General features: G+C 69.6%; 10 protein-coding genes. 7 read left to right on the plus strand and 3 right to left on the minus strand.

Annotated features, from left to right (window positions below):
* Positions 1-38: 38 nt before the first annotated feature.
* On the plus strand, positions 39-887 hold the full coding sequence (locus AN215_RS10355; protein ID WP_245694381.1) for an EamA family transporter: 849 nt from the start codon (positions 39-41) through the stop codon (positions 885-887).
* A 78-nt stretch (positions 888-965) separates the two neighbouring features.
* Here the strand turns inward: AN215_RS10355 and AN215_RS30295 are convergent, their stop codons facing one another.
* Positions 966-3,680 carry an asparagine synthase-related protein gene (locus tag AN215_RS30295; protein WP_245694382.1) on the minus strand — a complete coding sequence of 905 codons (2,715 nt, stop codon included), beginning with the start codon at positions 3,678-3,680 and terminating at the stop codon, positions 966-968.
* Positions 3,681-5,432: 1,752 nt separating this feature from the next.
* Here AN215_RS30295 and AN215_RS10370 point away from each other — a divergent pair.
* From AN215_RS10370 to trmB, 3 genes are all read left to right on the plus strand, one after another.
* On the plus strand, positions 5,433-6,959 hold the full coding sequence (locus AN215_RS10370; protein WP_070012904.1) for an NsdA family TPR-like regulatory protein: 1,527 nt from the start codon (positions 5,433-5,435) through the stop codon (positions 6,957-6,959).
* Positions 6,960-7,265: 306 nt separating this feature from the next.
* Entirely contained in the window at positions 7,266-8,615 is a 1,350-nt protein-coding gene (lhgO, locus tag AN215_RS10375) for an L-2-hydroxyglutarate oxidase (RefSeq protein ID WP_070013831.1), read from the plus strand.
* A gap of 115 nt (positions 8,616-8,730) precedes the next feature.
* Positions 8,731-9,579 (plus strand): tRNA (guanosine(46)-N7)-methyltransferase TrmB, encoded by an 849-nt coding sequence (gene trmB, locus AN215_RS30300; protein WP_245694461.1) that lies wholly within the window; start codon positions 8,731-8,733, stop codon positions 9,577-9,579.
* A 203-nt stretch (positions 9,580-9,782) separates the two neighbouring features.
* Here trmB and AN215_RS10385 read toward each other — a convergent pair whose 3' ends face one another.
* Positions 9,783-10,697 carry a PRC and DUF2382 domain-containing protein gene (locus AN215_RS10385; RefSeq protein ID WP_070012903.1) on the minus strand — a complete coding sequence of 305 codons (915 nt, stop codon included), beginning with the start codon at positions 10,695-10,697 and terminating at the stop codon, positions 9,783-9,785.
* Between the two features lie 664 nt (positions 10,698-11,361).
* Between AN215_RS10385 and AN215_RS10390 the strand changes: the two genes are divergently transcribed.
* Together AN215_RS10390 and AN215_RS10395 are read left to right on the plus strand one after the other, a co-directional pair.
* On the plus strand, positions 11,362-12,672 hold the full coding sequence (locus AN215_RS10390) for a PrsW family glutamic-type intramembrane protease (RefSeq protein WP_107374359.1): 1,311 nt from the start codon (positions 11,362-11,364) through the stop codon (positions 12,670-12,672).
* Between the two features lie 220 nt (positions 12,673-12,892).
* Positions 12,893-13,360 (plus strand): SseB family protein, encoded by a 468-nt coding sequence (locus AN215_RS10395; protein WP_245694383.1) that lies wholly within the window; start codon positions 12,893-12,895, stop codon positions 13,358-13,360.
* Positions 13,361-13,426: 66 nt separating this feature from the next.
* On the opposite strand, the gene AN215_RS10400 is transcribed toward AN215_RS10395, so the two are convergent.
* A complete protein-coding gene (locus AN215_RS10400) occupies positions 13,427-14,203 on the minus strand; it encodes a PIG-L deacetylase family protein (RefSeq protein WP_070012901.1) in 777 nt (258 codons plus the stop codon).
* Positions 14,204-14,334: 131 nt separating this feature from the next.
* On the opposite strand from AN215_RS10400, the gene AN215_RS10405 reads away from it, so the two are divergent.
* A complete protein-coding gene (locus AN215_RS10405; RefSeq protein WP_079122873.1) occupies positions 14,335-17,532 on the plus strand; it encodes a DEAD/DEAH box helicase in 3,198 nt (1,065 codons plus the stop codon).
* The last annotated feature ends 9 nt before the right edge of the window (positions 17,533-17,541 follow it).

The raw sequence follows: 17,541 nt of genomic DNA on the forward strand, positions 1-17,541 counted from the left end.
TCGCGTCAGGCGGCCGGCTGCCTCCGTCCACGTACTTCGTGACCAGTGCGGTCTTCCACTACCTAGGGCCGGCGTTCGCGGTTCTGCTGTTCGCCCGGATCGATGTGCTGGGGGTCGCCTGGCTCCGGTGTGCCTCCGCCGCGCTCGTCTTTGCCCTATGGCGTCGGCCGTGGCGGGTGTGGGCGAGGTCATCCGGGCGCCGTCGGCGGCTGCTTCTGGCGCTGGGGGTCGTGCTGGGGCTGATGAACAGTTCGTTCTATCTCGCCCTGGAGCGGCTGCCGTTGGGGACGGTGGGCGCGATCGAGTTCCTCGGGCCGGTGCTGCTTGCCGCACTGGGGTTGCGTACGGCACGTAACGCGTGCGCGCTGTTCATCGCGGTCGGCGGGGTCTGGCTGCTCACGGACGTGCACCTCGCCGCCGAACCTCTCGGCCTGGCCTTCGCGTTCGGCAACTGTGCCCTGTTCGTGCTGTACGTGGTGCTGGGTCACCGGCTGGCCGCCGACGGCGGCGCGTCGGGCATCGACCGTCTGGGCGCGGCGATGCTCGTGGCGATGGCGGTGGTGGCTCCCGTCGGGATCGGTGACGCGGCGGAGGCGCTCACGTCACCGGTGCTGCTGGTGAGCGCGTTCGGGGTGGGGATCTGTTCCTCCGTCATCCCCTACGTATGCGATCAGCTCGCCATGGCGCGGCTGCCGCGTGCCACGTTCGCGCTCATGCTCTCGCTGCTGCCGGCCACGGCGGTCGCCGTCGGGTTCGCAGTGCTCGCTCAGACGCCCACATGGCTCGAACTGGCAGGCGTCGCCCTGGTAGTGGCCGGCGTCGCGATCCATCAGGAGCGCTCCGCCGTTCCGCCGCCGTCACAGGGGTCGCAGCCGTCACCGCCGTAGTGGAGCCGGGGCTGCGGGGTCGCCGTGGGGCATGGCCTCCCGGTGCGACCGGCTCGCCGTGGGCATGGTGAACGCTGCTCAGAGTGCCGGGCGTTGCTGGGCGGCGGGGAGCACGCCCGAGGCCACCGCGCGCTGGCGTGGCGCGGCGGAGCCGGTCCAGCATGTGCCGCGCCGGGAGACGAGGCGGCGCAGCCACAGCTCGGTCGAGACGAGGTCGGCGAGGCCGTCGAGGGGCAGCGGTTCGCCCTGGGAGGCGGCGCGGATCGCTTTCCGCACGACACGGGCCTCCACCAGCCCGGCCTCGGCCAGGAGGGGGGAGTCGAAGAGTTCGATGAGTTCGCCGGCGGCGGTCCGCAGGCCAGCCCGTACGGATGCCGCCTGGTAGGCGTGGGACGGAGCTCCCCAGCCCGCCGGCAGATCGTGCACACCGGCGCCCGCCAGCACCGCGCGCAGCACGGACGCCCGAGCGCCCGGCTTGACGCGCAGTGCTTCGGGGAGGTCGCGGCAGGCCCGTACGACCTGGTTGTCGTAGAAGGGGGCGTGCAGACGCTGGTTGCGGACCTCGGCGGCCTGTTCGAGCACACGGTGGTCCGCGGCCTGCCGGGCGAGGGCGGCGCGGGCGCGCCGGTCGCCGGGGCGTTCCACGGTGGGGCGGAGCCTGGCCGCCGCCTCGAGCCGTACGGACACCTCGGCCAGTGCCTCTCCCGTCAGCCAACGGGCCGCAGGGCCGGGACGGCACCAGGTGAGGGCTGCCACCGAGGCACCGACGGCGCCCTCACTTCCGTAGCCGGCCGCACCGCCGAAGGCGCCGAGATCGGCAAAACCTTTCCCCGTGCCCGCGCCGTGGCCGGAACCCGAGCCGGAGCCGTCCGCCGAGACGTTGTCCGAACCTCGCCCCTGGGAGGCCGAGTTCCGCCCGGAGCCGTTCCGTGCCGAACCGCCGCGCCCGAAGCCGCCGGATCGCAGCCGCTCGGCGGTGGCGGTGACGCCGTCCCTGTACTGCGTGCGGGCGAGCTTGCGCGCAGCCCTGTAGACCGTCCACGGCACCAGGACCGACCGCCCAGGCGGTACGTCCTCGGCGCGCGCCAACGCCGCGACAGGACGCAGGAGATGACGTCTGCGACGATCCATCAGCAGGTCCGCGAGACGAGCCGGGTGAGCGTCCAGCACCTGACGGGCGCCGTACCCGACGAAGTGGTCCGAGCTGCCGACCGCCAGCCGCTGGCGGTGCCTGTCCGCGACGACGAGCGACGGACCCGGCTCATCCGTGAGAGGCCCCTCCAACTCGGCGAAGGGCAAGGCCTCTTCACCGGCTGCGACGACGACGTGATGCAGACGGGGGTCGTCCGCGATGCTGCGCGCCCGTTCGAGCTCGGCCGTTGCCGAACCGTCCGAACCGCCGCTGGTGGCAAGGTCGTTGAAGGTAACGGCCAGCAGCCGCGCGCCCCCTTCCGTGCCGTCCAGTGCGCCGTGCACGGTCCCCGGCACCCCGGGCAGCCCGGCGGCGAGCAGGGCGAGAGTGCCGGAGGCGGGCCCGCCCGACAGGTCGGCGCCCACACCGGGCGCGGGGCCGCCGCGTGCGGCGCGCCGGTCGGCGGGGCCCATACCGGGGACAGGGCCCGGGTCGCGGCCGTCCATGCCGTGGGCGGCACGGCCGTTGCGGGGGCCGCCTGACGGACCGGCGGTCGTCCGCCCGGGCCCGCCCGGACCGGGACCGGGACCGGGACCCGGACCGGGACCGCTGCCGTTGTACGCGGAGCCGTCGTGGGGGCGCGGAGGGCCCTCGCGGGCGTACGGCACACGCCCGTACGAGTCGTGGACATACGAGGCGCCGGCGTATGAGTCGCCTCCGTACGAGTCGGCCCCGTACTGGCCGCCTCCGTACGCGTCGTGGGCGTACGCGTCGTGCCTGTGCGCATCGTGCCCGTACGCACTCGCGGGATGGCTCTCGTCGCTGAACGCCCGTTCGGCGTAGGCCCGTTCGCCGTACGCGGCATCTCCGTACGCGGCGTCTCCGTTCGCGGCGTCTCCGTACGCGGCGTCTCCGTACGCGGCTCCGCCGTATCCGGCGCCGTAGCCGTGTCCCAGGTCGCTCTCCGACGCGTGCCGCGGCGCCGCCAGCCGCGCCCGTACGGCCTCCACCAGCGCGTCCCGCACACGCGCGACCGCTGTCTCCGGGTCCACGGGCGGCGGGGCGGAGACGACGAGCGACGACGCCGGCTCGTAACTCGTGATCTCACGGCTGCCTTCGCGCAGGATCAGCGCATGGCCGGGCGGTACGCGGCGCACGCCCTCGTACGGGGTGCCGTCTCCGAGCGCCTCCGGCGAGTCGGGACAGGCGAGCAGCGCGCCGAGATGACCGATGTCGAGCTGCGCCTCGGTGAGGTCGGCGAGCGGCAGGGCGGCGGTGGCGTACGCGGTGCCGCCGTCCCACGGGGTGTGGAAGACGGGACGGGCACCCGCGAGGTCGGCCGCGACGGTGAGGCGACGGCCGACGCACGCGACCGCGGTGTAACTGCCGGGCCAGGCCGTGAGATGCCGGTACGCACCGCCGCGTGCGGCGGAGAGGCCCACACGCAGTTCTTCGTCGCTGGCGCCGCAACATCCGAATACGGCAAGGCGGTTGGCGGCGTCGGCCTCGACGATCCGTACCTCGTCAGGACGCCAGTCACCCACCGCCCAGAGCGGGTCGGGGTCACTCCACAGAAGCTGTGCGCCCACCGGCTCCAGCGAACCCGGCGTGTACTGTCCGCGTCCCGGAGCGGCGCTGCTCCATCCCACCAACCATCGCATCGCCGCCCGCCTCCGCTGCCTGAGTGACGCCGTCGTGGGCCTGCCTTCCCCCAGGGAGAGGCTTCTCCCCCTGCCTCCGGCGGGGAACTTGTGCTGCCCTGCGGCCATGTTGCCACGAGAAGGGTGCACGAGAGGCGTGAAAGGGGCGCATATCTGGCCCCAACGCGCCGCTCATGAAGGTGGGTTGCACGGCACGTGCGCCGGGCGGACCGCGCGGACGGGAGGCGCGGCGGGTTCGGTGACGGCCGGACGGGAGCTGGGCGGCAGCCCCCGTGCTCTCCTCGGACCTCCGCCCGTACGGCCACGGGACGGCGCCGGGACGGCACCCGGACGTAAGGCATATTCCGCTGGCTTCGGCTCGCGGCACCGCACGGCTGACCGATGTTATTCGGCCAAGTATCAGAGCGCGGCCGTGCGTTGCACCGACCTCGGAGTCCGTTTCGGTGGACCCGGATTCCTACGCCCCGTGTTCACCGCGCTGGTACGTCCGCACGGCAGCGATGCCCGGACGGACGTACGTCGGCGATCCCCGTACCGCTGCCGGACGTCCGGGCCGGGGGCACGGCACCGATCGGCAGCCGTCGGAACCGAGGGCACACGAGAACGTGCCGGAACTGTGAGGGATTTGAAGGTGAAGCGGCGGCGTGCCCGACGGCTGCTCGACGGCGTCCCGGGAGAGGGCAAGGGAAAGACCGGGAAGACGGAGAAAGCAGGAAGACGGCGAGGACGGAGAAGGCGGAGAAGGCGGAGAAGGCGGCAGGGGGAAGCAGGGAAGGCCAAATTGGAGGCGCACCGGCGGGGTTCGCCGGCCCGGGAAGGCTTCTCCAACTTCCCGGGCCGGACCGTCGCCCGCGGGGAGCGGGGCGGCGGTTTCCCCCAGCCCGCTGGTCCAGTTCAGCGGGCCGACCCACGCACTTCTCATGGAAGCTCCCGCCCGACGCGCCGCACAGGCGCATGGACAGGCGCACGACCACACACCCGGAGCACGGGAGGCACCGGCCGCGGCACCCTTATCCGACGATTTCTTCACACGGATTTCGGCCTGTTCCCGGGCGTCCTGCGGCAGTTGGCACGTGACGGACGCACGTACGCACCCACCCGGACACACACGCGCCATATACGGACAAGAACCGGCACATCAGCTCACACCGATGCAGACCAAGGAGCACCAACGCACAAACGGTCAGAAGCAGATACATCAGGAATGACCGATGCGACGGGAGCAAGGCAGAGGCAAAGGCACGGGCACAGACGCACACGCGAAGAATCACCCCGCCACTCTGCCGGCCTCTGCGGCGTCCGCCCGCGGTCCCCACGGCAGCCCGCCGGGCCGCATCGGCCCACCGCCGACGCGCCACCAACGCGCCACCCCCCACCACCACTGGCCCCAAGACGCTCCGCCGACGGGCCCGTTGGTCTCCACCGTCCGTCCGCGGCCCCACCGTCGCCGCACGCTCGGACTGTCACGAGGGCCGGCATCCGGCGACAGACCGTACACAGCTCCGGGCTTCTCCACACCGCCCGACGCCACCCTGCGCACGGACACGAATCCCGCCATCCCGTCCAGCGCCCCTTAACGGTAGGGATGCGGCGAACTACGCTAAGTCCTCAGTGCGTCCCGCGCCGTGCCTGCCGCAGAGGTCCGGTCTCCAGGGAGGCATCCCGCGGGTCTCCCGCGGGTAGCAGGTGCCTTGCCGCCGGTTCGCACCGGCCGGCGGGGCGGCCGTTGGTGTGTGTCAGGGGTGTGCGCGCATGTCCAGGGAGCCACGCGGGCCGAATGAGAAACTCGGCACCGTTCTCGCCCTCGCAGGAATCAGCAACGCCGGACTCGCCCGCAGGGTCAACGACTTGGGTGCGCAGCGCGGTCTGACGCTCCGCTACGACAAGACGTCGGTCGCCCGCTGGGTCTCCAAGGGAATGGTCCCGCAGGGCGCCGCTCCCCACCTCATCGCGGCGGCGATCGGCAGCAAGCTGGGCCGCCCCGTACCGCTCCATGAGATCGGTCTCGCGGACGCCGACCCGGCGCCCGAAGTCGGCCTCGCCTTCCCACGCGACGTACGTGCCGCGGTGAAGGCCGCCACCGATCTGTACCGTCTGGATCTGCACGGCGGGCGCCGCGGCGGTGGCGGCATCTGGCAGTCGCTGGCGGGGTCGTTCGCGGTCAGCGCGTACGCGACGCCCGCGTCCCGGTGGCTGATAACCCCGGCCGACAGTTCCGTCGCCCGCGATCCGGAGACCGCCGCCGCGTCCGGCACGGGAGCCGGCACCGGGGCGGACGGCACCGGGGCGGACGGCACCGCCGGGGACGGCGGCTCAGCCAACGGCCCTGACGGCGGGGCCGATCAGGAGCCCGCCGCGGCCCTGCGCGTCGGCCACACCGACGTCGCCAAGCTTCGCGAGGCCGCGGACGAGGCACGCCGCTGGGACTCCAAGTACGGCGGCGGTGACTGGCGTTCGTCGATGGTCCCGGAGTGTCTGCGGGTGGACGCGGCGCCGTTACTTCTCGGCGCGTACACCGACGAGGTCGGCCGCTCCCTCTTCGGCGCCACCTCCGAACTCACGCGCCTCGCGGGCTGGATGGCCTTCGACACGGGGCAGCAGGAGGCGGCACAGCGCTACTACATCCAGGCACTGCGGCTGGCCCGCGCCGCGGCCGACGTCCCGCTCGGCGGGTACGTTCTGGCCTCCATGTCGCTCCAGGCCACCTACCGCGGCTTCGCCGACGAGGGCGTCGACCTCGCGCAGGCCGCCGTGGAGCGCAACCGCGGTCTCGCCACCGCGCGCACCATGAGTTTCTTCCGCCTCGTCGAGGCCCGCGCACACGCCAAGGCCAACGACTCGCACGCGTGCGCCGCCGCCCTCTCCGGGGCGGAGAGCTGGCTGGAGCGGGCGCGTGAAGGCGACGCCGACCCCTCCTGGCTGGACTTCTACTCCTACGACCGGCTCGCCGCCGACGCCGCCGAGTGCTACCGCGACCTGAAGGCCCCGCGCCAGGTGCGCCGGTTCACCGAGAAGGCGCTGTCGAAGCCGACGGAGGAGTTCGTACGTTCGCACGGGCTGCGTCTCGTCGTGTCGGCCGTCGCCGAGCTGGAGTCGGGCAACCTCGACGCCGCGTGCGCCGCGGGAGCGCGTGCCGTCGAGGTGGCGGGCCGCATCTCCTCGGCCCGCACCACCGAGTACGTACGGGACCTGCTGCACCGTCTGGAGCCGTACGGGGACGAGCCGCGGGTCGCGGAGCTCCGGGAGCAGGCTCGGCCGCTGCTGGCGGCACCGGCGTGAGGACGGCCGCCCGTCCGGGCGGAATCAACCGGAGCGGGCGCGGCGCCCGTACGGGCACGCGTGCCGACGGAGGCGGAACCGGGTTGCCCGCATCGTGACCTGCGTCGCAGCCTGTTGTCAGTGGTGCGGTTCATGATGGAGAACGTGCCCGCCGACACGCCCGCTTCGACCGACACGACCGACTCCACCGACACGACCGGCACGACCGGCTCGTCCCCGACGAGCAGACCGCGCCCGTCCCTCCCGCCCCTCCCGTCACACCCACGCCACTCGTCCAGCGTCTCCAGCACCACTCCGGGGAGAGCCATGCAAGAGCCGGCGCCCGCCACGCCCGGCAGCTCCCGCGGCGCCCGCCCCCGCCCCGGGTACGACTGCGATGTCGTGATCGTCGGAGGCGGCATCGTCGGCCTCTCGACGGCGTACGCGATCACGCGTGCCGCGCCAGGCACACGTGTCGTCGTCCTGGAGAAGGAGCCCGGCCCGGCCCGGCACCAGACGGGCCGGAACAGCGGCGTGATCCACAGCGGGATCTACTACCGGCCGGGCTCCCTCAAGGCGCGCTTCGCGGTGCGCGGCGCGGCCGAGATGACGGCCTTCTGCGCGGAGTACGGAATCCCGCACGAGGTCACGGGCAAGCTGATCGTCGCCACCGACCGCGAGGAGCTCCCCCGGCTGCACGCCCTGATCCAGCGCGGCAGGCAGCACGGCATTCCCGTACGGGAGTTGGGGCCCGCGCAGATCGCCGCACGCGAGCCGCACGTGCGCGGCCTGGCCGCCATCGACGTGGGCACCACGGGGGTCTGCGACTTCGGCGCGGTCGCCGGGCAGCTCGCGCGGCTCGCCCAGGAGGGCGGAGCGGAGATCCGTTACGGCTCGCAGGTCACGGCCGTCCGGCGCCGTGCGGGCACGGGCGTGGCCGTACGAGTGTCCGAGGAAGACGCCACGCCCGCCGGTTCCTCACCGGCCGGTTCCCTGGCGCCGGGTCATTCACCGCCGGGTTCCTCCGTCGTACGGGCCCGCGCGATGGTCAACTGCGCGGGCCTGCACTGCGCACGGGTGGCTCAGCTGACCGGCGACGAACCGGCCGCGCGCATCGTCCCGTTCCGCGGCGAGTACTTCGAACTGACCCGTGCCCGCGAGGATCTCGTGCGCGGGCTCGTCTATCCCGTGCCCGACCCGGCCTTCCCCTTCCTCGGCGTCCATCTCACGCGCGGCGTCGACGGCGGCGTCCACATCGGGCCCAACGCCGTTCCCGCGCTCGCGCTCGAGGGTTACGACTGGCGCACGGTGCGCCCCTCCGAGCTGGCCGCGGTCCTCGCCCACCCGGGCACATGGCGCATGGCGCGCCGCCACTGGCGTTACGGGGTGGGCGAGTTGCACCGTTCCCTCTCCAAGCGCGCGTTCACCGAGGCTGTGCGGCGGCTGCTCCCGGAGGTCTCCGAGGGCGACTTGGTCCCCGCTCCCGCGGGAGTGCGCGCACAGGCGGTGCTGCACGACGGGACCCTCGTCGACGACTTCCTGATCACCGAAGGCCCGCACGCCGTCCATGTCCTCAACGCACCGTCCCCCGCGGCCACGGCTTCGCTGCCGATCGGCCGCGAAGTGGCGTCACGTGCCCTGAGCGCGCTGAACGCACTGGAGCCGGCCGCCCGCTGAGCGCCCGCCCGCGCGCCCCGGGCGCCCACGGCCGCAGCGGTTCCGGCGCCGTACGCAGCGCCCTTACAGTGGAAGTACTGTGCGTGAGAAGCCTGAGAGACTTGAGAAACCTGTGATGTTCCCGGACGGCACCGGCCCGTCGGCCGACCCGGCCGGTTCGCACCACGAGCGCCGAATCCGCAGCTTCCAGCCCCGCCGCAGCCGTGTGACCTCGGGGCAGCGGGCCGCGCTGCGCCGGCTCTGGCCACGCTGGGGCTTCGACATCGACGGGCAGCGCCGCATCGATCTGTCCGAGCTGTTCGCGGACGACGCGGATTACGCGGACGGTGGGGATGCCGGGGATGCCGGGGACGACGCGAACGCCCCCGAGCAGCGGGGCCCTGAACATGCGGACGGGCATGCGGATGCACCCGCGCCCCCGCCCGCGCGTGAAGACCGCCCCGTCGTCCTGGAGATCGGCTTCGGCATGGGTGAGGCCACGGCCGAAATGGCCGCCGCCGACCCGGACACCGGCATCCTCGCCGTCGACGTGCACACCCCCGGCCAGGGCAACCTGCTCCGCCTCGCCGAGGAACGCGGGCTGACCAACATCCGTGTGGGCAACGGCGATGCGATCATCCTGCTCCGCGAGATGCTCGCCCCCGAATCCCTCTCCGGCCTCCGCGTCTACTTCCCCGACCCCTGGCCCAAGAAGCGGCACCACAAACGGCGCCTGATCCAGCCCGAGTTCCTCGACCTCGCGGCAGTCCCACTGCGTTCGGGCGCGCTGGTGCACTGCGCGACGGACTGGGAGCCGTACGCCGAGCAGATGCTCGACGTCTTCTCCGGGCATCCCGCGTACGAGAACACGCAGCTCGACGGCGGCTTCGCCCCGCGCCCGGCCGTCCGGCCCCGTACGCGCTTCGAGGAGCAGGGCCTGGACAAGGGCCACAAGGTGCGCGACCTGCTCTTCCGCCGCCGCTGAGGACGGCTGGACGCGACACAGCCGTACGACGGCGACCGCAACGACCGCGACCTGCCGAACGCGGCGAGGCGATCACCGGACCGTACGCGACAAGGCCCCCGGACGAGGCGAGCCGAAGGGGGCCGCGACCGGGCCCCGGACGAGGCGAGGGCCGGGCCTGAAGCCCGGCCCTCGCGCCGTGTCCGCCCTTCCTTCCTCGTCCGTCAGCCGGTGTCCTGGGAGCGGTAGGACGCCGAGTCGTCGATGCCCTCGACCTCGATGCGCTCCTTGCGGACGGTGCCGCGGACGGTCTCCTGGTCGACGTGCTCCTCGGTGACCAGACGGATCCGTTCGACCGGCACCGCCTCGGTCTCCACAACCGGACGCTCGTCGTGCAGAACGACCTCGTAGGCGTCCTCGGAGATCTCGGGCCCGCTCATCGCGGCGCCCCTGTTGGCGTCGGTGATCGGCTCCCGCTCGATCCGCACCTCCTCGTGGCGCACCGGAACGGTCTGCTCGACCTCCTCCGTGACCACGTACTTCAGCAGGCGCGCACGACCCGTCTCGTACCGCTCCGTGCCGATGTGCAGTCGCTCCTCGGAACGGGTCATGGCATCCTGTCCGGTCGCGTAAGCGGCAGCCGCGCCTGCGTCGGCACCGGCGCCTTCACGCTCGTACGGCATCGTGCCTGTGGACGCGGCTCCCGCCGCTCCCGCGGCCCCGGCCGCACCCGCTGCGCCGGCGCCGGCAGCCGTACCCGTGTCCATATCCGTGTCCGTCCCCTGAACCCCGGCCTCTCCTTCGGCCGGCCCCTGTGTGCCGTCCCAGTCGAAGCCGTAGAAGTTGTAGAGCTCGCGCTCCTGCTGCTCGGTGAGGCGGCCCTTCGAGACGTCCATGTGGGGTGCGTCCTTCACCTTCGTCCTGGCGAAAGGCACCTCGATGTTGTCACCGACGACGCGGCCCTCATGAATGGGTACGAACGTCTCCTGAGTGCCGAAGAGCCCGGTGCGGACCGTGGCCCACTCCGGCTCGCCCGTGCGCTCGTCGAGGAAGACGTGGCGGGCCTCGCCGATCTTCTTGCCGTCGGGGTCGTAGATCATGTGATCGACCACCGCGGGGATCTGCTCCTGGGAGATCATGAAGAGCCTCCTACTCCCAATGGCGTATCACTCCGTTTCCAGGCAAACGCGGCTTGACGGCGCTCGCACGCCCGTACCAGAACATTCATCGTCAAATCACTCCAAACGGGTGAATAAACCGGTTTCTGATCACCCCGCGCGGCCCTGTCCGAAGCCTCCGTCCGTCAATCCGGGGCACTCCGCTCCGGGCCGCCGCCCGCCTCGTTACTGTCGAGTGGTGGACGACCAACCTTCCGGCGCGCGAGACGCGCCCCCGCAGGCTGACCGTCCCTCTCCGGAGGGGCCGGACGCCGCGGGTACGGACACGCCCACGTCGGACCGCGACAACCGGGAGGGAACGGCCCCGGACGCGGCGGACGCGACGCACCCCACGGACGCGACGAACACGCCGCCGACCCCCCAACCCCGGCACACAGCGCCCCAACCGGCACAGCAACCGCAGGCTCAGGACCCGGCCCAGGTGCGGCAGCCGCAACCCCAGCCGTACGGCGGCCCTCCCCCGCAACCCGGTCCGCAACCGGGCGGACACCCAGGTCCGCAGCCCGGCCCGCAACCCGGCGGACATCCAGGTCCGCAACCAGGCCCGCAACCCGGCCAGCAGCCCCAGCCGCACTCCTACACGCACCCCGTCCCGGCCTGGGCCCAGCAGCCCCAGTTCCCCGCGATGCCCGCCTCCCCGGCGGACTGGCGCTACCGCGCGCCCGCGGCCCCCTCCTGGTGGCACCGCCACCGCCGCACGCTCCGCCTGCTGACCCTCGTCACGGTGCTCGCGCTCTGCGGCCTGGTCATCCTCGGCCTCGTACGGCAGCAGACCGGCACTCTCGGCCTCCTCGTCGGTCTCGGCCTGGCCGTGCTGCCGGTCCCGCTGCTCATCGCCGCGTTCCGGTGGATCGACGGCGTCGAGCCGACCCCCTGGCGCAACCACTTCTTCGCCTTCGCGTGGGGCGCGTTCGCGGCGACACTCGTCGCCCTCCTCACCAACAGCCTCGCCACGACCTGGCTCGTCACGTCCCTCGCCGACGGCGACGTCGAACCCCGTGCGGACCTGCTGGGCTCCACCGTCATCGCACCGATCGTCGAGGAGACCGCCAAGGGCGCCGCCATCCTGCTCCTCTTCTTCTTCCGGCGGCGCGACTTCAACGGCGTCATATCCGGCATCGCACTCGCGGGCATCACCGCCACAGGCTTCGCCTTCACCGAGAACGTGCTCTACCTCGGCACCGCCTTCGGCGAGGACCAACTCCTCGGCCCGGACGCGCTGCACGAGTCGGTGACCGCGATGACCTTCTTCATCCGCATCATCGTGGCTCCCTTCGCACACCCCCTCTTCACCGCGCTGACGGGCATCGCCGTCGGCATCGTCGCCGCGCTGCCCGGCATGGGACGCGCATTGCGCATCCTCATCCCGGTCCTCGGACTGCTGGCGGCGTCGCTGCTGCACGCGATATGGAACGGCTCCGCGTCGCTGCCGGACTTCACGTTCCTCTTCGTCTACGCCCTCTTCATGATCCCGGTCTTCGCCGCACTGACCTGGCTTGCGGTCTGGTCGCGGCGCCTGGAGCTCCGTACCGTCCGCGACACCCTTCCCGCGTATGCCGCGGCCGGCTGGTTCTCCGCGCCCGAGCCGTGGGGGCTGGCCTCCATGCGGGCGCGGGCGGCGGCCCGTACGCTCGCCCGCCGTACGCACGGGCCGTCCGGTGCCCGTACGGTCGCCGAATACCAGCACTTCGCCACCTCGCTGGCACTGCTGCGCGCCCGCGCGCTCCACGGGTCGCCGGCGCCCGACTTCCAGGCCCGCGAGCAGGAACTCCTGCACCACGTCTGGCAGCGGCACGGCGTCGCGGGCCCGCCGACGGCCTCGGCGGCGGTCAACCTCAACCGCTACCGGCCGACGGGGCCCCCGGGGCCGCCGGGTTGGGGCGGGGCGCCGCCGGCGTACGGAGCGTACGGGGCGCAGCAGTTTCCCGTCCGGTAGCGGCGCCGCAGGTGAGGGCCGGGGGAGGGGAACGGCGCGCGGTGAGCGGTCAACTGGTCGCCGGGCCGGGGCCGTTCGGGTCTCCGGGCGCACAAAGCGGCCCAAGCTCCCTCACTCCATGTATCCGCAGCACGACTAGCACATACTTGCGGTGACTTCGTATCGCTGCCAGCATGCCCCCAGTTGGGACCGGTGAGGCAGCAGAGGGTTGGGGGCAGTCGTGCAACTGACCGACATGGTTGCTGCCGAGCAGCAGGTCCGTGACGACGCGGCCGCCGCGCGGCCGGAGTTCACCGCCTTCCTCGACGGCTTCCGTCACCGCACCGTGCTCGTACCGCTCGACGACCAGGGCGGCATCTGGTCCGCCGAACTCGGCGGCATTCGCTGGATTCTGGCCTTCTCCGACGTCAAGAGCCTGGCGCGGTTCGCGAAGAAGGGCAGCGACGCCGAGATCGGCATCCGGCAGCCCGCCACCTCCGAGGAGGAGGGCAAGCAGGGCTGGGAGTACCGGAAGGTGCAGGGCTGGCGACTCCTCGACTCCGTCATACCGGCCGCCGGGCGGCCCTGCGGCGTCGCGCTGGACGCCGGCAGCGCCGGCGGCAAGGTGCTTCCACCGGTCGCGGGCATCGTTCCCGACCGGGCCACGTTGGACGCGTACGCGACGGGCGTCGCCAACCGGCGTACGTGACTGCGGGCTTCGGCCGTACGTGACCAGGCGGCTTCGGCCGTACGTGACCAGCCGGCGTAGGCCCTGCTACCGGTTCGTACTCCTGCGCACCGGCCCCGCCTCCACGAACCACTCGCGGCCGAGCAGCAGCCCGAACAACGGCACCGGAAGCCGCACGAGCGCCCGCATCGCGGGAGCGATCCGGCCCGTACCCTTCGCGACCTCGCTGCGGTGCGCGGCGAGCGCGGCCTGCTTCTGCCGGGCGTACCGCCGTACGCCGATGACGTGGGTGATGTCCGTGCGTGAGCTGTAGATCCTGCTCAGCGCCTCGGCGTCGTACCGGACGGGAATCCTCAGCAGCCGCGCCAGCCTCATCAGCCGGCCGAACGCCTCCCGCGGCATGGTCGCCTCCAACACCCTTGGCGTTCCGGCGAGTTCGGCTGCCCGCTTCCCGACGTGGTGCACCTTCACATGGTCCCGGTGGCCGTAACCGCCGTTCGCGTCATAGCTGAGCAGCACATCGGCGTCCTCCTCCCGCAACACCTCCGCCAGCCGTCGGGCGGCCTCCTCGGTGTCCGCCCGTACGAACCGGCTCCGGTCGGGCGGATCGGGGTACAGCTCCTTGCCGTGCCCGCTGTCCGCGTACCCGAGATGCACGACCCGCCCGACTCCGAGCACCGCCGCGCCGGCCCTCAACTCCCCCATCCGCGGCGGCTCCTCGCCGTGCGGGACCTGGCCCATCAGCCCATCGGTGGCCACGACGACCACGACCCGGTGGCCTTGCGCTGCCGCCTGCGCGAGGGTCCCGCCGGTGAGCAGGACTTCGTCATCGGGGTGGGCGTGGAAGGCGACGAGGGTGGGCATGGGGGCATCATTCCGTCGCAGGCAACCCCAAACCACCACCCCGACGAACCCTCTTAGCTCATTGTCCCTGTGAGAATCTCAAACCTCTTGTATGAACGACTAGTTGATCTCCCCTCACATGTCAGCGGTGGATGCTAGACAGGGGAACTTCCATTCGCAGTACTCATCTAGGAGAGGTTCCCTTGGTTGACCCACTCAATGAGTCGTGGGCCGCTGCTGGCATCTATGAGCAACTCGTGACCGGGGAGTTGCAACACCACATAGATGAGCTACGCGATGGCGGTTGGAACGTCATAGACGAAGCTGTGGCCACGGAGTTAGCGCCGCACGCACTCGCCCGTCATGTGGGCTCCATGGTGGAACAGGCGCTCACAGGACTCACGACGGTGGAGCAGGTGCTGGCCGCCAACATGATTCTCAAGGCCCTCGGCAGCCAGATTCAGCACCCCGACGCAGACCTCCTTCACATCACCGAAGGTCCACGGCAGCTTCTTGCGCTCAGCGAGCCTCAGGAAGCGCCTGATCGCTACAGGACCCGCCCCAGTACCCCGTTGTCGGAATCCGCGCTCTTCACCAATGCACCAGAAGAGCCGAGCCTCGGCAGTGAGTTGGAACTAGAGATCGCCAGCGCCGACCGCATCGATCTCCTCTGTGCCTTCGTGAAGTGGCGTGGCCTGCGTGTCCTCGAAGATCCTCTCAAGGAAGCGAAGGATCGCGGTGTACCGGTTCGCGTCATCACTACGACCTACATGGGCGCGACGGAAAAAACCGCATTGGATCGCCTCGTTCGCGAGTTCGACGCAGAAGTGAAAATCAACTATGAGGTGCGATCCACGCGCTTGCACGCCAAAGCTTGGATGTTCCGTCGAAACTCAGGTTATGACACCGCCTATGTCGGTAGTTCCAATCTCTCCAAGAGCGCTCTACTGGAGGGTTTGGAGTGGAACGTCAGAGCATCGTCTGTGGCAACTCCCTCTGTAATGAGCAAGTTCGAGGCAACCTTTGATGTGTACTGGGGTGACGCATCATTCGAAGAGTACGATCCCGATCGTGACGGTGAGCGGCTTGCCGAGGCACTAAAGCAGGCAGGCCGCGCTGTGACGACTGGAGCCCAGGCTCTCAGTCTCCCTGGTCGTGAAGTGCGCCCCTTCCCCCACCAGAAGGACATGCTGGATCGTCTCACGATCGAGCGAGAAGTACATGGCACGCATCGGAACTTGCTCGTGGCTGCCACAGGCACCGGAAAAACAGTCATGGCTGCACTCGACTACAAGTCCTTGCGCGAGAAGCATGGTCGAAATCTCCGCCTTCTCTTCATCGCTCATCGTAGAGAGATCCTCGACCAGGCATTGCGCACGTATCGAAAGGTGCTGTCTGATAGCAGGTTCGGCGAGCTACTCGTCGGCGGTGCGACACCCGAGAAGAATGAACACGTATTTGCCAGCATTCAGACACTTCAATCCGGTTCCTTGGGTGACAAGTTCACGGCAGACCACTTCGATGTCATAGTCATCGACGAATTTCATCACAGCGCCGCGGAGACGTACAAACAAGTCATCGAGTTCTTTCACCCAAAGGAAGAGTTTCTCGGCCTCACGGCAACCCCAGAGCGGGGCGACGGCAATCACGTACACAACATGTACTTCAAGGGGCGCATCGCAGCAGAGATGCGACTCTGGGAGGCCCTCGAAAACCAACTTCTCAGCCCTTTCCACTACTTCGGAATTGCCGACGATACCGACTACACAAGTGTCGAGTGGAAGCGTGGCGGTGGCTACGACATTGCCCAACTAAGCGACCTTCTCACAGAAAATGACCCCAGGGCAGAGCTCATCCTCAGCTCGCTTGGGGACAAGGTCACCGACTTCGACTCGATGCGTGCATTGGGCTTCTGCGTGACTGTCAAACACGCGAACTATATGGCCCAGTATTTCCACGACCGAGGGATACGTGCCGTGGCACTGGATGGCACCTGGTCGAAAGAGGCCAGGGACCACGCGCTGGAAGAGTTCAAGGCTGGCAGGCTTCAAGTCCTCTTCTCCGTCGACCTCTTCAATGAGGGACTGGATATCCCCGACGTCGACACTCTCCTGCTACTCAGGCCTACTTCAAGCCCAACTGTCTTCCTGCAGCAGTTCGGACGCGGGCTACGTCGTACAGCAAACAAGCCTGTATTGACCGTCCTCGACTTCATCGGTCAACACCGACGAGAATACCATTTTGAACCCCAGTACAAGTCCTTGACCGGACTCACTCGGAAGCGACTGCTCGCCAGTGCAGAGGCGGGATTCCCCAACCTTCCGGCCGGCTGCCGACTGATTCTCGACAAGAAGTCAAAGGAACGAGTAGTAGAAAACATTCGATCCCAGATAGACGTCAACGTCAAGCGCCTTGCCGAGGAGGTCCGGGAGGTGGGCACGCTCGAACTCGCAGAATATTTGCAAGAGACCGGGCGGGACCTCAAGGAGCTGTACCGTGGGAAGGAGTCCTCGTGGACCACGCTTCTTCGGCGGGCAGACTTGTTGCCCTCGCCTGCGCCGCAGGGCGAGGGGGAACTCCTCAAGCGCGTGTTCGCCTTCCTGCACGTAGATGATTCATTCCGCGTGCATGCATATCAGCGAGTACTCGAAGACGATGCCACGCCCTACGATGAGTTGAGTGATTCGGACCAGGCGTTCGCTCGCATGCTCTTCTTCTCCTTGTGGCCTGGGGGCGGCGGCTTTTCCAGCTACGAGGAAGGGTTGTCAACGCTGAGGGAGCAGACCCACTTTCGCCATGAAGTAAGGCAAGTTCTGAAGTACAATCTGGAACACACCGAGACGCTTCCGATACGCGATGACCGACTTCCAGAGACGCTCCTAGTGCACTGTGCATACAGCCGCGAGGAGTACCTACCCGCCCTGGGCGAGGCTGAGTTGGGTGGCGCCCTTCCGAACAACTTCCGCGAGGGGGCAAAATGGTGCAAGGCAGAGAAGACGGATGCACTGTTTGTGACGCTCGAGAAGGAGGAGAAAGACTTCTCTCCAGAGACCCGGTACCAGGACTACGCAATGGGCCCGGATCTTTTCCACTGGGAGTCCCAGAACGCCACGTCGCCCACGTCTGAGGTAGGGAAGAGGTACCAGAACCATCAGACGCGGGGATCGCAAGTCCTGCTCTTCGTACGTCGGTACAAGACAACTGACATTGGAAGGCCGCACCCGTCGACCCTTCTCGGTCCAGTTGAATACGTGAGCCACAAGGGAAGCAAACCAATGGCCATAGTTTGGAAGCTCAACCACGAACTTCCGGCTGATGTCTTGACCTACTCTTCCATCACTCACACGTAGGCATGCCGA

It is taken from the genome of Streptomyces abyssalis (assembly GCF_001751365.1).
Lineage (GTDB): Bacteria > Actinomycetota > Actinomycetes > Streptomycetales > Streptomycetaceae > Streptomyces > Streptomyces abyssalis.